Source organism: Thioalbus denitrificans, from assembly GCF_003337735.1.
In the GTDB taxonomy this organism is placed as follows: Bacteria; Pseudomonadota; Gammaproteobacteria; order DSM-26407; family DSM-26407; genus Thioalbus; species Thioalbus denitrificans.
The window spans coordinates 726601-743528 of the sequence record NZ_QPJY01000002.1 but is presented as its reverse complement, the minus strand read 5'-3'; the positions used below and the strand labels follow the sequence as shown (position 1 = coordinate 743528).

13 protein-coding genes are annotated in these 16928 nt (G+C 65.2%); 10 read left to right on the top strand and 3 right to left on the bottom strand.

Annotated elements, in window-relative coordinates; translation table 11 throughout:
- The first annotated feature begins 64 nt into the window (after positions 1–64).
- The 10 genes from DFQ59_RS07950 to DFQ59_RS07905 all read left to right on the top strand — a co-directional run bounded on the left by DFQ59_RS07950 (position 65) and on the right by DFQ59_RS07905 (position 12517).
- Positions 65–886, top strand: coding sequence for a universal stress protein (locus tag DFQ59_RS07950; RefSeq protein ID WP_114279116.1), 822 nt, complete (start codon positions 65–67; stop codon positions 884–886).
- A gap of 298 nt (positions 887–1184) precedes the next feature.
- Positions 1185–1997, top strand: a complete 813-nt coding sequence (locus tag DFQ59_RS07945) for an ABC transporter ATP-binding protein (RefSeq protein ID WP_114279115.1) — start codon at positions 1185–1187, stop codon at positions 1995–1997.
- Entirely contained in the window at positions 1997–3964 is a 1968-nt protein-coding gene (locus DFQ59_RS07940; RefSeq protein WP_114279114.1) for a long-chain fatty acid--CoA ligase, read from the top strand. Before DFQ59_RS07945 ends, DFQ59_RS07940 begins: the two co-directional genes overlap by 1 nt.
- Positions 3965–4065: 101 nt before the next feature.
- Complete coding sequence (locus tag DFQ59_RS07935; RefSeq protein ID WP_114279113.1) at positions 4066–4959, top strand: branched-chain amino acid ABC transporter permease; 894 nt, start codon at positions 4066–4068, stop codon at positions 4957–4959.
- Between the two features lie 3 nt (positions 4960–4962).
- Positions 4963–6024, top strand: coding sequence for a branched-chain amino acid ABC transporter permease (locus DFQ59_RS07930; protein WP_114279112.1), 1062 nt, complete (start codon positions 4963–4965; stop codon positions 6022–6024).
- 114 nt (positions 6025–6138) lie between these two features.
- Entirely contained in the window at positions 6139–7380 is a 1242-nt protein-coding gene (locus DFQ59_RS07925; RefSeq protein WP_114279227.1) for an ABC transporter substrate-binding protein, read from the top strand.
- A 301-nt stretch (positions 7381–7681) separates the two neighbouring features.
- Positions 7682–8503 (top strand): ABC transporter ATP-binding protein, encoded by an 822-nt coding sequence (locus DFQ59_RS07920; RefSeq protein ID WP_114279111.1) that lies wholly within the window; start codon positions 7682–7684, stop codon positions 8501–8503.
- A gap of 163 nt (positions 8504–8666) precedes the next feature.
- Positions 8667–9041 (top strand): GxxExxY protein, encoded by a 375-nt coding sequence (locus DFQ59_RS07915; RefSeq protein WP_211314823.1) that lies wholly within the window; start codon positions 8667–8669, stop codon positions 9039–9041.
- Between the two features lie 35 nt (positions 9042–9076).
- The gene (locus DFQ59_RS07910) at positions 9077–10312 is read left to right on the top strand and encodes a phenylacetate--CoA ligase family protein (RefSeq protein WP_114279109.1); all 1236 of its coding nucleotides are present in this window, start codon (positions 9077–9079) and stop codon (positions 10310–10312) included.
- Positions 10313–10564: 252 nt separating this feature from the next.
- Positions 10565–12517, top strand: a complete 1953-nt coding sequence (locus DFQ59_RS07905) for an acetoacetate--CoA ligase (protein ID WP_114279108.1) — start codon at positions 10565–10567, stop codon at positions 12515–12517.
- 118 nt (positions 12518–12635) lie between these two features.
- Here DFQ59_RS07905 and DFQ59_RS20640 read toward each other — a convergent pair whose 3' ends face one another.
- The 3 genes from DFQ59_RS20640 to DFQ59_RS07890 are packed head-to-tail and all read right to left on the bottom strand — an operon-like array spanning position 12636 to position 16868.
- A complete protein-coding gene (locus tag DFQ59_RS20640) occupies positions 12636–12908 on the bottom strand; it encodes a GxxExxY protein (protein ID WP_211314843.1) in 273 nt (90 codons plus the stop codon).
- 58 nt (positions 12909–12966) lie between these two features.
- Positions 12967–15834, bottom strand: a complete 2868-nt coding sequence (locus tag DFQ59_RS07895) for a bifunctional diguanylate cyclase/phosphodiesterase (protein ID WP_114279107.1) — start codon at positions 15832–15834, stop codon at positions 12967–12969.
- Positions 15831–16868, bottom strand: coding sequence for a sugar ABC transporter substrate-binding protein (locus DFQ59_RS07890; protein WP_211314822.1), 1038 nt, complete (start codon positions 16866–16868; stop codon positions 15831–15833). The genes DFQ59_RS07895 and DFQ59_RS07890 overlap by 4 nt, the downstream gene beginning before the upstream one ends.
- Positions 16869–16928 lie beyond the last annotated feature (60 nt).

Here is a 16928-nt window from a genome sequence, read left to right as displayed (position 1 = left end):
TCCTTTCTTCGTGTCCTCCGTGCCTTCGTGGTGAACAGGGTTTTTCACACAACAGGGGAAAGCAATGGCGCTGAAAGACATCCTGGTGCACGTGGACAACACGCCGCCGTGCAAGCGGCGGCTGGAGTTCGCGCTGGCGGTGGCGCGGCAGCACGACGCGCACCTCACGGTGCTGTTCGCCAGCAACATCTCCAACCTCCAGGGCTTCGGCAGCCGCAGCGAGAGCGTGCTCAAGGCGGCGGAGGAGGCCCAGGCGCGGTTCAAGGCGCTGGCCGCCGACAGCGGCGTGACCGTGGAGTGGCGCCAGGCGCTGATTCCCGGCTCCGACCAGGCGCTGATCCAGGAGGTGCGGACCCATGGCCGCCATGCCGACCTGGTGATCCTGGGGCAGCAGGATCCGGAGGCGCGCAGCGACGTGATTCCCCCCGATCTCCCCGAGCGGCTGATGCTCGAACTGGGCCGCCCCGTCCTCGTGGTGCCCTACGCCTGGCGGTTCAGCGGCCGTGTCGGCCGGGCGCTGGTGGCGTGGAACGGGGGCCGCGAGGCGGCACGCGCGATCAACGACGCCCTGCCCCTGCTGCAGAAGGCCGACTGGGTGCAGGTGCTGGCGGTCAACCCGGCCGAGCGCGACCGGGAGCACGGTCCCATTCCCTGCGCGGATATCTGCCTGCACCTGGCGCGGCATGGAGTGAAGTCCGAGTCGAGCTACCTGGTCGCCCATGACATCGACGTGGGCAACATGCTGCTTTCCCGCGCGGCGGACGAGGCGGCCGATCTGCTGGTCATGGGCGCCTACGGCCGGGCCCGCTTCACCGAACTGGTGCTCGGCGGGGCAACGCGGCACCTGCTGCGTCACATGACGCTGCCGGTGTTGATGTCGCACTGACGTTCCGGGCCTCTGACGGGGCGAGAAACCATTGACCCCGTAGGCCAGTTAATTTAACGTTTACGTAAACGTAAGATAGGCTTCCGTTGACGTACGCGAAAAGACGCGCGGGGAAGCGCAGCGTTCGGCGGACCACCGCCGACACTGAACAGACAAGAGCGAGAGAGGGCGGGACTGTGATACGAGTGACAGATCCCCATCCGGGACAACGGCTTGTCCACGGATACGGGCGGGCCGGCGCCGTACCCGGCTTTGCGCCGCCGGGTCAACCCTGCGGCTCGACGCCGGAGGTGGGCCGATGAGCGATGCGGCACCGCTGCTGGAAGTGAACGATGTCTCCCTGGTCTTCGGCGGCGTACGGGCGCTGACCGACATCAACTTCAGCGTGGATCGGGGCGAGCTGTTCTCCATCATCGGTCCCAACGGGGCCGGCAAGACCTCGATGCTCAACTGCGTCTCCGGTCGCTACAGCCCGAACCAGGGCCGGATCCTGTTCCAGGGTCGCGACGTGACCCGCCTCAGGCCCAACCAGCGCTGCCAGCTGGGCATCGGGCGCACCTTCCAGAACCTCGCCCTGTTCAACCACATGACGGTCCTGGACAACATCATGGTGGGCCGCCACCACCTGATGCGGAACAACTTCCTCACCGGCTCCCTGTACTGGCTCACCGGAGCCCAGCGGGAGGAGCTGGATCACCGCCGGGCGGTGGAGGACATCATCGACTTCCTCGAGATCAGCCACATCCGCAAGGCCGTCGCCGGAACCCTCTCCTACGGTCTGCGCAAGCGGGTGGAGCTCGCCCGCGCCGTGGCCCTGAAGCCCGACCTCATCCTCCTCGACGAGCCCATGGCGGGCATGAACCTGGAGGAGAAGGAGGACATGGCCCGCTATGTCATCGACCTCAACGAGGAGTGGGGCATGACGGTCATCATGATCGAGCACGACATGGGCGTGGTGATGGACATCTCCCACCGGGTCATGGTGCTGGACTTCGGCAAGAAGATTGCCGACGGGCTGCCGGAGGAGGTGATGCGCAACGAGCACGTGCGCACCGCCTACCTGGGCGAGGAGGCGGCGGGCGATGCCGACCCGAACGAGCGAGTGGCGTGATGGCTGACCAGACTACCGACTACGGCGACGTCCGGACCTTCGACACCTTTCCCCGCCTGCTGGCCCACAATGCCGCGACCCATCCCGACGCGGTGGCCATGCGCGAGAAGGACTTCGGCATCTGGAATGAATACACCTGGGCCCAGTGCAACGAACGGGTGCGCCTGTTCGCGCTCGGCATGCACGCGCTCGGCATCCGCCGCGGCGAGGTGGTGGGAATCATCGGCGACAACCGGCCCCAGTGGCTGTTCGGCGAGATCGCCGCCCATGCGCTGGGGGCCATGAGCCTGGGCATCTACCAGGACTCCATGAACCAGGAGGTGGCCTACCTCATCAACTACGCCCAGGCGCGCATCATCATCGCCGAGGACGAGGAGCAGGTGGACAAGCTGCTCGAGCTTACCGCGGAGTGCCCGTGCGTCGATCACATCGTCTACTGCGATCCCCGCGGCATGCGCAAGTACAAGGACGAGCGGCTGATGAGCGAGGAGGAGCTGGTCGCGCTCGGGAAGAAGGCCGGGGAGTCCGAACCAGGCCTCTACGAGCGCCTGCTCGGCGAGGGCAGCAGCACGGACGTCGCGGTGCTCTGCACCACCTCGGGCACCACCTCGAATCCCAAGCTCGCCATGCTCCAGGCCGGCCCCTTCCTGGACCACTGCAGCGCCTACCTGCGGGCCGATCCCAAGCTGCCGGGCGACAACTACGTCTCGGTGCTGCCGCTGCCCTGGATCATGGAGCAGGTGTATGCCGTGGGGCAGTGGCTCATCGCCCGCACGGTGGTGAACTTCGTCGAGGAGCCCGAGACCATGATGGCGGACCTGCGCGAAATCGGTCCCTCCTTCGTGCTCCTGGCGCCCCGGGTCTGGGAGTCCATCTCCGCGGATGTGCGCGCCCGGATGATGGATGCCACCCGCTTGAAGCAGAAGATGTTCGAGCTCGGCATGCGGCTCGGCATGAAGTCCCTGGAGGAGGGCCGGCCCTCGCGCCTCGCCCACTGGATCCTGTTCCGCGCCCTCAAGGACCGCCTCGGCTTCACCTACCTCCGTTCCGCCGCCACCGGCGGCGCGGCCCTGGGGCCCGAGACCTTCCGCTTCTTCCAGGCCATGGGCGTCCCGCTGCGCCAGCTCTACGGCCAGACCGAGCTGGCGGGCGCCTACACCATCCATGCCGCCGACGACGTGGATTTCGACAGCGTGGGGGTGCCCTTCGACAATGCCGAGATCCGCATCGACAATCCCGACGAGAACGGCGTGGGCGAAATCGTCGCCCGCACCAGCGGCATGTTCCTCGGCTTCTACAAGAACGAGGAGGCCACCCGGGCCGATGTCCGCGACGGCTGGATGCACACGGGGGATGCCGGCTACATCAAGCAGAAGAGCGGCCACCTGGTGGTCATCGACCGCATCAAGGATCTGGCCACCACCAGCGGCGGCGCCCGGTTCTCGCCCCAGTTCATCGAGAACAAGCTCAAGTTCTCGCCGTTCATCGCCGAGGCGGTGATCCTCGGCCACGAGCGCCCCTATCTTTCCGCCATCATCTGCATCCGCTTCGGCATCGTCGCCAAGTGGGCGGAGCAGCGGGGCATCAGCTTCACCAACTACACCAACCTCTCCGCCAACTCCCATATCTACGGGCTGCTGGAGGAGGAGGTGCGCAAGGTGAACGCCACCCTGCCGGAGGCCCAGCGCATCCGCAAGTTCCTCCTGCTGTACAAGGAGCTGGACCCGGACGACGGCGAGCTGACCCGTACCCGCAAGGTGCGCCGCGGCGTCATCAACGAGAAGTACGCCGACATCATCGACGCCATCTACACCGACCGCGGTTCCGTGCACGTGGATACCGTCATCACCTTCCAGGACGGAACCCGGTCCCGCATCGAGACCGACCTGCCGGTGGTGGACCTGATTCCCGGCCACGGCGGCGGTGCGACGGAAGCGCAGCTCCCGCGCCAGCGGGCGGTGGGCTGACACCGTCATGGCCATGGAGGATGCGGAGATGAACAGTACCGAATTCAGGGGCGCGGCGACGCGCTGCCTGTGGCAACCGAACCCGGCCGGGAGATGAATGCATGAATCTGGACCTGCTGCTGCAGCTGGTGGTCAACGGGCTCATCGTGGGCACCCTATACGGCGTGGTGGCCATGTGCTTCGTGCTGATCTACAAGTCCACCCAGATCGTGAATTTCGCCCAGGGCGAATTCCTGCTCATCGGCGCCTGGGTCTGCTGGTGGCTCATGACCAGTTTCGAGGCGCCCATCTGGATCGGCTTCCCGCTGACCTTCCTGTTCATGCTGATCTTCGGCGTATTGCTGCAGGTGGTGGTGCTGCGGCCGATGATCGGCGAGCCCATCATCTCGGTGATCATGGTCACCATCGGCCTGTCCATCTTCTTCCAGAGCCTGATGGGCTGGATCTTCGGCGTGTTCGCCAAGCCCTTCCCACGGGTGTTCGAGACCGAGTCCATCAACATCCTCGGGCTGCAGGTGCAGACCGCCTACATGATGAGCCTGGTGATTTCGCTGGTCATCATGGTGGGCTTCTACTACTTCTTCAAATACTCGCGCCTGGGCCTGGCCATGCGCGCCACCGCCTTCAACCAGCAGGTGGCCCAGAGCCTGGGCATCTCGGTGAAGCAGGTCTTCGCCATGTCCTGGGCCATCTCCGCCATGGTCTCGGCGCTGGCCGGGGTGGTGGTGGGCATGGTCAACGGCGTCTCCTCGGCGCTCTCGTTCTTCGGCATCAAGGTCTTCCCGGCGGTGATTCTCGGCGGTCTCGACTCCATCGTCGGCGCCATCGTCGGCGGGCTGACCATCGGGGTGCTGGAAAACCTGGCCGAGTACTTCGACGCCCAGTGGCTGCACCTGGGCAATCTCTACACCGTGGCGCCCTTCTACGTGCTGGTGATCATCCTCATGATCAAGCCCTACGGGCTGTTCGGCACCAAGGATATCGAGAGGATCTGACCCATGGCCGGACACGCCACCATGCGCTGCGGCGAATTCCGCACCAGCTACCGCGCGGACACCACCATCTTCCCCACACCCATGTCGCGCAACTTCGCGCTGGGCGGGGTGGTGCTGCTGGTGCTGGCGCCGCTGGTGCTGAACGCCTACTACCTCAACCTGCTGATCCAGATCGGCTACTACGGCATCGCCGCCCTGGGGCTCAACATCCTGGTGGGCTTCACCGGCCAGATCTCCCTCGGCCACGCCGCCTTCTTCGGCTTCGGCGCCTTCGCCTCGGCCTGGATCAACAACAGCTTCGGCATTCCGGTCATCCTGTCCATACCGCTGGCGGGCGTGCTGACCACCGCCGTGGGGATGATCGTGGGCGTGCCGGCCGGACGCATCAAGGGGCTCTACCTGGCCATCGCCACGCTCGCCTCCCAGTTCATCCTCGAGGACTTCTTCGCCCGCGCCGAGTGGTTCACCGGCGGCTCATCCGGCTCGCTGGCCAACTCCATCTCCCTGTTCGGCTATTCGATGAGCTCCGACCAGAGCTATTTCTACGTGGTGCTGTTCTTCGTGGTGGTGATGTTCCTGTTCGGCGCCAACCTGCTGCGCACCCGGGACGGGCGCGCCTTCGTGGCGGTGCGCGACCACTATCTCTCCGCCGAGATCATGGGCATCAACCTGACCAAGTACCGCATCCTCTCCTTCGGCATCTCCTCCTTCTATGCCGGCATCGGCGGCGCCCTCTACGGCCACTACCTGGGCTTCGTCTCCGCCGAGGGCTTCACCATCCTGCTCTCCATCCAGTTCCTGGGCATGGTGATCATCGGCGGGCTGGGATCGGTCATGGGAGCGCTGCTCGGCACCACCTTCATGGTGCTGCTGCCGGAGGTGATGACCAGCCTGGTGGGGAGCGTCGGCGACATGCTGCCCGGGCTCAGCCAGGGGGTGGCCTATATCAAGCAGATGGCCATCGGCCTGGCGATCATCCTGTTCCTGATCTTCGAACCGGACGGCCTCGCCCACCGCTGGAAGATGGTCAAGGCGTACTGGAAGCTGTATCCGTTTTCCTACTAACGAAGTCTCGCAGCAGAAATCTCCCGCCGGCAGCGCACGACGCCGGTCCGGGAGCGGAAGGACTCTCGGCAACAGAGAGCCAATACAACCGAAGGAAGCAGAGGAGTGATGGATATGAACAAGTGCGTTATCCCGGCTGCCATGGCGGCGGCGCTGGCCGGCCTGATGGCGGGCACCGCCTCCGCCGCCGATTCGATCACGGTGGGCCACCTGGCCGCCTACACCGGTCCCACCTCGGACGTGGGCAAGCCCTACGGGCAGGGCATCGCCGACGCGATGAACTACATCAATGCCAACGGCGGCATCGACGGCAGTCAGCTCAGCTTCGAGACCGTCGACTACTCCTACAACGCCCCCCAGGCCATCGCCACCTACAAGCGGTGGATGGCCTCCAACCCGGCGCCGGTAGCCATCCAGGGCTGGGGCACGGCCGATACCGAGGCGCTGGTGAAGTTCGTCACCAATGACGAGGTCTTCTTCATGTCCGCCTCCTACTCCGGCCACCTGACCGATCCCATGGGTAAGTCGGAGCGCACCAAGGCCGCCGCGCCCTACAACTTCTTCTACGGACCGTCCTACTCCGACGGCTGCCGCGGCGTGGTGCAGTGGGCGTCCGAGGACTGGAAGGCCAAGGGCGGCGAGGGCAAGCCCAAGTTCGTGCACATGGGCGACAACCACCCCTACCCGAACGCCCCCAAGGAGGCCTGCGCCGCCTATGCCGAGGAGCTCGGCTTCGAGGTGCTCAATCCCATCGTCTACTCCCTCAAGCCCGGTGACTTCAAGGCCCAGTGCCTGTCCTTGAAGGAGTCCGGCGCCAACTACGCCTACCTGGCCAACACCTCCGGCTCCAACATCTCCCTGGTGAAGTCCTGCGCCACCGTGGGCGTCGACACCCAGTTCATCTCCAACGTCTGGGGCTGGGACGAGAATGCCCAGGCCGCGGCGGGTGACGCCGGCTACGGCATCGCCTGGGTGGTGGGCGCCGCCGGCTGGAACTCCGACGCGCCCGGCATGGAGACCGTGCGCGCCGTGTCCAGGATGTCCGATCCTTCCGGCAACGAGGCGCGCGTGCTTCACTACATGCGCGCGGTCTGCGGCGTATTCTTCATGCATGACGCCATGCTCGCGGCCGAGAAGATGGACGGCGGTGTCACCGGCACCAACATCAAGGCGGCCATGGAGCAGATGACCGACCACGTCCCGGCCGGGCTGGAAGGCGTCTGCCTGCCCTCCACCTGGACTCCCGATGATCATCGCGGCACCAACCAGGTGCTGGTCTACAAGAGCACCCCGAACGGCTTCGAGAACGTCTACACCGCGACCCTCGAACGCCGCCCCGAGTGGCTCGGCTGGTAAGCGACCGGCGGGCGGCCCCGCGCCGCCCGCTTTTCTTTAGGGATTCAACCGCAGATTTGCGTTGATTGGTGTTTGCATGGTGGTGTCCGCGAGAACTGTGGAAGAGAGACAGCTTCCGAGGGTGGTTGGCGTTGTCCATCGCCATGACAGGACAAGCGGCCTGCGTGTGCCGGGCGAGGATCCGGCAGCGGCCCCGTTTGAAGCGAGTGCAAAATCAGCGCAAATCAACGCCAATCTGCGGTAGATCGATTGTTCCCCAATCTGCGGTTTGCGGTTGGATCAGAACCCACTGAGGTGGCATATGGCTGAAGCGGCGACCCGGGCGGAGACGAAGGAGCCGATCCTTACCGTCAACAACATCGAGGTGGTCTACGACGAGGTGATCCTGGTGCTGCGGGGCGTGAGCCTGGAGGTGCCGGAGGGAGCCATCGTGACCCTGCTCGGCCCCAACGGCGCGGGCAAGTCCACCACCCTGAAGGCCATCTCCGGGCTGCTGCGCACCGAGGACGGGGAGGTGACCCGGGGCCAGGTCACCTTCATGGGCGAGACCATCAACAACCGCGCTCCCGAGGAGATCGTCCGGCGCGGCATCTTCCAGGTGATGGAGGGCCGGCGCATCGTCGAGGACATGACCGTCATCGAGAACCTCCGCCTCGGCGCCTATACCCGCCGGGACAAGGGGGTGAAGGACGACATCGAGATGGTGTTCGACTACTTCCCCCGCCTCAGGGAGCGCACGGGCCTCGCCGGCTACCTCTCCGGCGGCGAGCAGCAGATGCTCGCCATCGGCCGCGCCCTGATGGCGCGTCCGCGCATGATCCTGCTCGACGAGCCCTCCATGGGCCTGTCTCCGCTGCTGGTCAAGGAGGTGTTCAACATCATCCGGACCATCAACCGCGAGCAGGGCATCACCATGCTGCTGGTGGAGCAGAACGCCAACATGGCCCTGCGCCAGGCCAGCTACGGCTACATCATGGAATCGGGCAAGATCGTCCTCGACGGCACCCGCGAAGAGCTCCTCAACAACGAGGACGTCAAGGAGTTCTACCTCGGCGGCGGCGACGACGAGCGCAAATCCTTCAAGAACCTCAAGTCCTACCGCCGCCGCAAGCGCTGGCTGTAGGGAGGGGCTGACCGTTGGTGATCAGGAATTAACCGCAGATTGACGTGAATTAACGTTGATTCTCAGGGTGTGCCTGCCAAGCATGTTCAAGGCTGAAATTTAAGTGAATCAGCGCTAGTCTGCAGTCTGCAAGACCTCTCACCGGCATCCAAGGATGGATGGCATGGCACGGGACGAACAAACCTATGCAATCGTCGGCGCGGCAATGGCGGTACATGGGGAACTGGGGGCGGGTTTTCTCGAAAGCGTTTATCAGGATGCTCTGGAAATAGAGCTGACTCAGCGCCAGATACCGTTCAGACGAGAGGCAACTCTGCAGGTATTCTACCGCGGGAGGCCACTGCCCAGCCGCTATCGGGCCGATTTCCTATGCTATGAGCAGCTCGTTGTAGAGCTAAAGGTCAGCAGAGGAACCGGTGATGCGGACATGGCCCAGGTGCTGCACTATCTCAAATCGACAGGGCTGAAGCGGGGATTGTTGTTGAACTTCGGCAGGGAGTCGCTCCAGTTCCGACGATTTGTCCTCAACCCGGGATAATCAACGTCAATCAACGCCAATCTGCGGTTAACAAAATGACCGACTTCTATGACGAGCTCGAGACGCGCAGTCCGGAGGCGCGCGCGGCGGCGCTGATGGCGGCGCTGGCGCGGCAGGTGGCCCATGCCCGGGCCCATGCGCCGGCGTTCGCCGCTTCGCTGGCGGGCGTCGATGCCGCCGCCGTGGCGGGCATGGAGGCGCTGGCGAGGCTGCCCGTGCTGCGCAAGGCGGAGCTGACCGAGCGCCAGGGGAAGTCGCCGCCCTTCGGCGGTCTGGCGGCGGTGGAGCCGGGACGGATCACCCGGGTGTTCCAGTCGCCGGGGCCCATCTACGAGCCGGAGTCGGGACGGCCCGACTACTGGCGCTTCGCGCGGGCCCTGCACGCCGCCGGCTTCCGGCGCGGCGACATCATCCACAACTGCTTCAGCTACCACTTCACCCCGGCCGGTTCCATGGTGGACACCGGCGCCCATCTCCTCGGCTGCGGCGTCTTTCCCGCGGGGCCGGGGCAGCTGGAACTGCAGGTGCGGGCCATCGCCGATATCCGGCCCGCCGGCTACGTCGGCACCCCCTCGTTTCTGAAGATGATCCTGGACAAGGCGGCCGAAACCGGCGCGGACACAGCCAGCCTCCACTGCGCCCTGGTGTCGGGCGAGGCCCTGCCGGGATCACTGCGCGATGAGTTCGCGAAGCGGGGCGTGGCGGCCCTGCAGTGCTACGCCACGGCGGACCTGGGGCTCATCGCCTACGAGTCCTCAGCCCGCGAGGGACACATCGTCGACGAGGGGGTCATCGTGGAGATCGTGCGCCCCGGAACCGGTGACCCGGTGCCCGAGGGCGAGGTGGGGGAGGTGCTGGTGACCACCCTCAATCCCGACTATCCCCTGATCCGCTTCGCCACCGGCGATCTCTCCGCGGTGCTGCCGGGAACGAGCCCCTGCGGACGCACCAACCAGCGCATCCGCGGCTGGATGGGGCGGGCGGACCAGACCACCAAGGTCCGCGGCATGTTCGTCCATCCCTCCCAGGTGGCCGCGGTCGCCGCCCGCCACCCGGAGATAGGGCGCTTCCGGCTGGTGGTGGACCGGATCCAGCACAACGACGTCATGACCCTGCGCTGCGAAGCCGGGGAACGCCCCGAAGGCCTGGCCGAGGCCGTCGCCACCAGCGTCCGCGAGCTGTGCAAGCTCCGCGGCGAGGTGGAACTGGTCGACCCCGGCACCCTGCCCAACGACGGCAAGGTCATCGACGACATCCGGACCTACGAGTGAGGGTTTGTATTAACCGCAGATTATCGTGAATTGACGTTCATTTATTGCTTCTTCCCTGTTCGACGAGACTCTCGGGCTGTCCGGGTGCACCAAGGCTGGGAAACATGCAGAGCTGCAACAACCCGGTTGTACATAATCCCGCGCTTGGTACCTCGAACCGGGTTTTTGTCCAGTCGTTTTTCTGGAATCCACGTCAATCAACGCCAATCTGCGGTTGAACTGTTCTTTTCGATGGAAACACAGGAGTGATGAATGAGTGAGCCTCTGTGGCGGCCGAGCGCGGAGCAGGTGAAGCGGGCCAACATGACGGCGTTCATGGAGCGGGTGAACGGGGCGCACGGCACGGCGCTGGCGGATTATTCCGCCCTCTACCGCTGGTCGGTGGAGAATCCCGCGGATTTCTGGAGCATGGTGTGGGAGTTCGGCGGAGTCGTCGGCGAGCGCGGTGCCGATCCGGTACTGATGGACGGCGACCGGATGCCGGGCGCGCGCTGGTTCCCCGATGCCCGGTTGAACTTCGCCGAGAACCTGCTGCGCCGGCGCGACGACACCCCGGCCATCCTCTTCCGCGGGGAGGACAGGGTCCGGCGCGAACTGACCTGGGCGCAGCTCCACGATCAGGTCTCGCGCCTGGCCCGCGCCCTCGAGGACATGGGCGTGGGGGCGGGGGACAGGGTGGCGGGCTACCTGCCCAACATGCCCGAGGCGGTCATCGCCATGCTCGCCGCCGCGAGCCTGGGCGCCATCTGGTCCTCCAGCTCCCCCGATTTCGGCGTCCAGGGCGTGCTGGATCGCTTCGGTCAGATCGAGCCCAAGGTGCTCTTTTCCGCCGATGGCTATTTCTACAACGGCAAGACCTTCGACTCCCTGGGCAAGCTGCGGGAGATCGTCGCCCGGCTGCCCACCGTGGAGCGGGTGGTGGTGGTGCCCTACGTCTCCACCCAGCCCGATGTCTCCGGTGTCGAGCGGGCGGTGACCCTGGGGGCGTTCATCGATCCCTGGCCCGCCGGGGAGCTGGCCTGCCGGCGCCTGCCCTTCGACCATCCCCTCTACATCATGTACTCCTCCGGTACCACCGGCGTGCCCAAGTGCATCGTCCACGGGGCCGGCGGGACGCTGCTGCAGCACCTCAAGGAACACCGCCTGCACACCGACATCCGTCCGGGCGAACGGCTGTTCTACTTCACCACCTGCGGCTGGATGATGTGGAACTGGCTGGTCTCCGGGCTGGCCTCGGAGGCCACGCTGCTGCTCTACGACGGCTCACCGTTCCACCCCGACGGCAACGTGCTGTTCGATTACGCCCAGGAGGAGGGGATGCACGTCTTCGGCACCTCCGCCAAGTACATCGACGCCTGCAGCAAGGCGGGGATCGAGCCGGCCCGAACCCACGATCTCTCCACCGTGCGGGCCATGCTCTCCACCGGCTCGCCCCTGGTCCCGGAGAGCTTCGACTATGTCTACGGGCGGGTGAAGCCGGATATCCAGCTCGCCTCCATCTCCGGCGGCACCGACATCATCTCCTGCTTCATCCTCGGCTGCCCCATCCTACCGGTCTGGCGCGGCGAGCTGCAGAGTCGCGGCCTCGGCATGAAGGTGGAGGTCTACGACGAGTCCGGCCGGCCGGTGACGGGGCAGAAGGGGGAACTGGTCTGCACCGCGCCGTTCCCGTCGATGCCGGTGGGCTTCTGGAACGATCCGGACGGGAGCCGCTACCGCGCCGCCTACTTCGAGCGCTTCCCCGGTGTCTGGCACCACGGTGATTTCGTCGAGCTCACCGGGCACGGAGGGATCATCATCTACGGCCGCTCCGACGCCACCCTCAACCCCGGTGGCGTGCGCATCGGCACCGCCGAGATCTACCGCCAGGTGGAACAGCTCGAAGAGGTGATCGAATCGCTGGTGATCGGCCAGCGCTGGGAGGGGGATGTGCGCGTAGTCCTGTTCGTGCACCTGCGCGAAGGGCTGGTGCTGGACGCCGGACTCGAACAGCGCATCCGCGACCGCATCCGCCGCAACACCACCCCGCGCCACGTCCCGGCGCGCATCCTCCAGGTGACCGGGATCCCCCGCACCAAGAGCGGGAAGATCGTCGAGCTCGCCGTCTCCAACGTCGTCCACGGCGAGCCGGTCAAGAACCTCGAGGCCCTCGCCAACCCCCAGGCCCTGGAGCAGTACCGCGACCGTCCGGAGCTCGGGATTTGATGGTTTTTTTGGACCGCAGATTAACGTGAATTAACGTTAATTTTGGCTCGTCAGCAGAGCTTCGTGGGTGCAGAGAGAAGAAGTTTCCTCTCGCCAAGACGCCAAGAACGCCAAGGAGTCAACGATTCTCTTCCAGCCGATTAACGCTGCGAGTGATCCCGTGCTGCATGAGTGCCTCGCCGAAATTGAGCAAGTAGCCGAGCCTCTTGTCGGCAAGTTGCAAGTACGTGAGGAGCTGCTTCTTGTGACCGTTGTTGATCTTTTCGACACATTGATTTCGAGAACGATCTTGCTTTCGACAGGGAGGTCGGCCCGATAGGCATCGTCGATCTTGTAACCTTGGTACTCGACTTTCCTTGGCGTTCTTGGCGCCTTGGCGAGATCCAGAAATTAACGTTAATTCACGTTAATCTGCGGTAGGGAAAAGTCTTTTCCAACAGCCCGGGAAGTCAGCTGCCGGCGTCGGCGGCGCGGGTGTCGATGCTGCGGGAGAGGTAGCGTTCGGCGTCCTGGGGGGAGAGGGGGCGGGAGAAGTAGTAGCCCTGGCCGAAGTCGCAGCCGAGCTTGCGCAGGGTGTCGGCCTGGGAGTCGCTTTCAACGCCCTCGGCGATGACCGGCAGGCCCAGCTCGTGGGCCAGGAGCAGGCTGGTGCGGACCATGCCCGTCTCCGTGCGGCCGAGATTCAGCCCGGCGATGAGGCTGCGGTCGATCTTGACCGCATCCACCTGGTTCTGGCTCAGCATGCTCAGCGAGGTGTAGCCGGTGCCGAAGTCGTCCAGGTGGATGCGCACCCCGAGCGCCTTGAGCTCGCTCACCACCTGGGCCGCCGAACCGCTCTCGTGCATGAGCGCGTTTTCCGTCACCTCCAGGACCAGCAGCCTGGGCTCGTACTCCGTCTCCCACAGGGTCTCGGTGATCTGCTGGACCAGGCTGCCGTCCATCACCTGCTTTGACGAGAGGTTGATACCGACGCTCAGCGGCGGATCGAGAGGGTAGCGATCGTTCCAGGTCTTGACCTGGCGGCATGCATCCACCATGACCTGGTGACTCATCCGCTCCAGCTGGCCGGTCTCCTCGGCAACCTTGAGGAAGGACTCGGGGCTCAGCAGTCCGCGCTCCGGGTGCTGCCAGCGCAGCAGCGCCTCGAACCCGGTGATTCTGTTGCTCGTCAGCTCGATGACGGGCTGGTAGTGCAGCAGGAACTCTCCTGCATCGATGGCGCGCCTGATCTCGCTCTCGAGACCCTGCCGGGAGACGATCTGCTCGCGCATTCCCACATCGAAGAGCTCGTAACGGTTCTTGCCCAGGTTCTTGGCCCGGTACATCGCCACGTCCGCATCGCGCAGCATCAGTTCCGGCTGGCTGTAGTCCGTGCTGCTCAGGCAGATGCCGATGCTGGCCGAGGTGGTCATGGTCTTGCCCTGGAAGGTGACCGGCGCGGCGATTAGCGACAGGATGCGATCGGCGGCGACGCCGATGTGCTGGAACTCCTCCAGGTCCTCCAGCAGGATGACGAACTCGTCGCCGCCCAGCCTGGCCACGGCATCCACCGTGCGCAGGGATTCATTGAGCCGCTGCGCCACCTCCCGCAGCAGGTGGTCGCCCGCCTCGTGGCCCAGGCTGTCGTTGATGCGCTTGAAACCGTCCAGGTCCAGGAACATGACGGCGAAGAGGTATTCTCCGCGCCGCTTGTGGCGTTCGATGGAGTTGTCCAGCCGGTTGATGAACCAGGCCCGGTTGTGCAGGCCCGTCAGCGGGTCATGCAGCGCATCGTGGCGGAGCTGTTCCTCGGTGGTCTTGCGATGGGTGATCTCCGTGAGCGAGCCGGCCATCCGGTAGGCCTTGCCCTGGGCGTCGCGCACGGCGAGGCCCCGGCCCAGCAGCCAGCGGTAGACACCGTCCTTGTGCAGCAGCCGGTGCTCGCTCTCGAAGTGGGCGCGCTGGCCCGACATGTGCGCGGCCAGCTCGCTCTCGACCCTTCCCCGATCCTCGGGATGGATGCGTCCGAACCAGGAGTCGGGGATGTTGCCAAGCTCCTCGTCGGTGAATCCCAGCATGGCCTTGAAGCGTGGCGAGAGATAGAGCATGTCGGTGCGCAGATCCCAGTCCCACAGGCCGTCGTTGGCGCCGCGCACCGCGAGGCTGTAGCGCTCCTCGCTCTCCCGCAATGCCGCCTCGGAATGACGCTGAGCGGCGAGCGTTTCCATGAACACGTTGAACCATTGCACCAACTCGCCCACCTCGTCGCGGCTGGGCGGCTCCAGGCGGGCATCGAGGTCCAGGGCGCCGGAGCGGAACCGCTTGAAACTGCCGATGATGGTGCGGATGGGACGGACGACGTTGCGGGAGTAGAGCAGTGCCGTCAGCAGCATGATGAACAGCGCGATGAACAGACCGATTGCGGTCGCCTGGGTGATGAACCGGGTTCCCCGGGTCAGGGTGCTCACGGGCACCACGCTGGTTAGGCTCCAGCCGAGCTCGGGAAGATGAAGGTGGTTCAGCACCACCGGAGTGCCGTCCTGGTCGACCGCGTTCCAGTTCGCGGACTGGTGCTTGGCCTGGTGTCCGAAGTCCGCCTTGAGCGGCATGCCGATGCGCGTGGGGTCAGGGTGGTAGATCACGCGATTCTCCTGATCGGTGACCAGCAGGTAGCCACTCCGCCCCAGGTTGATTCTGCTGAACTGCTCGTAGAGGTACTCGGTACTGTAGTTGACCACTATCAGCGCCAGGGGCTGTGACTGTAGCGTGTCACGGTCCACCCGGCGCACCAGCTTCGCCGCCGTGACGACGTAGTGGTGGCTGGAGTTGAAGTTGACGTTTTCCTGCACCCCGGCCCAGTTGATCAGGCGATCGCTCTCCAGTGCCCGCCGGAACAGGGCGTCCCGGGTTTCCACCCGGATATGGGCCGCGTCGAGGGTGTCGCCCACGTGGTAGTGGCGGCCGTCCACCGAGAAGATGTCGATGGAGACCAGGCCATCCAGGTTGGTGTAGTTGTTGAGGATGTAGCCGATGCGGGCCTGGGTGGAGAGTTCGGTGAAGCGGTCGCCGGGTCCGGTGGGTGCGGCGAGGGAGTTGATGATCTCCTCCATGCCCGAGATGTTGGCGATCAGGTTCTCCACCTGGGTGAGCTGGAGCAGCAGGTTGGACTTTTGCGCCTCGAGAAGTTCGACCTGGTAGTCGCTCGCCTGTTTCTCCAGGGCCTGGCTCGACACCTGGTGGGAGACGATGCCCAGCAGCAGCAGCGGAAGAATGCTGATGAACACCAGAAAGACGATGTACTTCAGCGTAATTCCGGGATGCCACTGCATTCGATTCATGGCGCCGGCCGGTCGGCGGTGTTCCGGTTGACCAGGCGGGTGTCCACCAGCGTGACCGGGGGATACGGCTCGCCCCGCAGTGCGCGGACCGCGTACTCCACGCCGAGTTTTCCCTGCAGCGCGGCCTGCTGGTCGACCGTGGCCAACAGCTGTCCTTCGCGGACGGATTCCAGCGCCTCCTGCAGGGCGTCGTAGCCGGCGACCAGCACATCCCGCCGACCGCTCTCCTTCAGGTAGCGCACCGCACCCAGCGCCATCATGTCATTGGCGCAGAACAGGGCCCCGATGTCGGGATGGGCCCGGAACAGGTCGGCCGCGACGTTATAACCCTCATCGATCTTCCAGTGCGCGGTTTCCATGGCCACCACGGTGGCGTTCGGGTTCTCGCTGAAGGCCCTGAGGGCGCCCCGCTTGCGCTCCTCGGCATTGGAGGCGCCCCGGATCCCCTCGATGATCGCAACGGCCGTGGGGCGGGTGATGAACCGGTTCAGGTAGCTCACCGCGCTGTAGGCGCCCTGCTCGTTGTCGACGCTGATGTAGGCCACATTCCTGAGCCCGAGTTTTTCGGAGAAGCCGGGATCCAGGCGATTGTCGATGTTGATCACCACGATACCCGCGTCCTGGGCGGTTTTCAGCACCGGGATCAGTTCCAGCGAGTCGCCGGGGGCGATGACGATGGCGTCCACCCCGTCACGAATCAGGGCATCCACGATTTGAATCTGCTGTTCGATGGAGGTTTCCTGGGCGGCGGTGCGGACCAGCAGCTTCACGTCCAGTTCCCGTTCCGCCTCCCGTGCGCCCCTTTCCATCTCGATGAAGAACGGGTTGGTCAGGGTCTTCATCACCAGCGCGACGGTGGGCCTGGCGGCCCGGGCGGCGGGTGGTGCGGGGCGGGGCATGTCCGCAGCGGCAGGCTTGCCGTCCGGGTCCGTGACCGCGGTGGGTGACGGGTCCTCGCCGCAGCCGGTCAAGGCGACTGCGGCGAACAGCATCAGCGTGAAAAGCAGCCGTGGGATTGTCTTCTGTTCGAGCATAGGAGTGACCTGGTAGGTTCCTGTCCTCACATTACCTTATTCCAACCGGGTCTGCGGAAC

Bases quoted from the DNA above. Each gene is read 5' to 3' on its own strand.
- DFQ59_RS07915 (WP_211314823.1), top strand. From the start codon at position 8,667: ATGGCACGGGACGAACAAACCTATGCAATCGTCGGCGCGGCAATGGCG.
- DFQ59_RS07890 (WP_211314822.1), bottom strand. From the start codon at position 16,868: ATGCTCGAACAGAAGACAATCCCACGGCTGCTTTTCACGCTGATGCTG.
- DFQ59_RS07930 (WP_114279112.1), top strand. From the start codon at position 4,963: ATGGCCGGACACGCCACCATGCGCTGCGGCGAATTCCGCACCAGCTAC.
- DFQ59_RS07920 (WP_114279111.1), top strand. From the start codon at position 7,682: ATGGCTGAAGCGGCGACCCGGGCGGAGACGAAGGAGCCGATCCTTACC.
- DFQ59_RS07910 (WP_114279109.1), top strand. From the start codon at position 9,077: ATGACCGACTTCTATGACGAGCTCGAGACGCGCAGTCCGGAGGCGCGC.
- DFQ59_RS07925 (WP_114279227.1), top strand. From the start codon at position 6,139: ATGAACAAGTGCGTTATCCCGGCTGCCATGGCGGCGGCGCTGGCCGGC.
- DFQ59_RS07905 (WP_114279108.1), top strand. From the start codon at position 10,565: ATGAGTGAGCCTCTGTGGCGGCCGAGCGCGGAGCAGGTGAAGCGGGCC.
- DFQ59_RS07950 (WP_114279116.1), top strand. From the start codon at position 65: ATGGCGCTGAAAGACATCCTGGTGCACGTGGACAACACGCCGCCGTGC.
- DFQ59_RS07935 (WP_114279113.1), top strand. From the start codon at position 4,066: ATGAATCTGGACCTGCTGCTGCAGCTGGTGGTCAACGGGCTCATCGTG.
- DFQ59_RS07945 (WP_114279115.1), top strand. From the start codon at position 1,185: ATGAGCGATGCGGCACCGCTGCTGGAAGTGAACGATGTCTCCCTGGTC.
- DFQ59_RS07895 (WP_114279107.1), bottom strand. From the start codon at position 15,834: ATGAATCGAATGCAGTGGCATCCCGGAATTACGCTGAAGTACATCGTC.
- DFQ59_RS07940 (WP_114279114.1), top strand. From the start codon at position 1,997: ATGGCTGACCAGACTACCGACTACGGCGACGTCCGGACCTTCGACACC.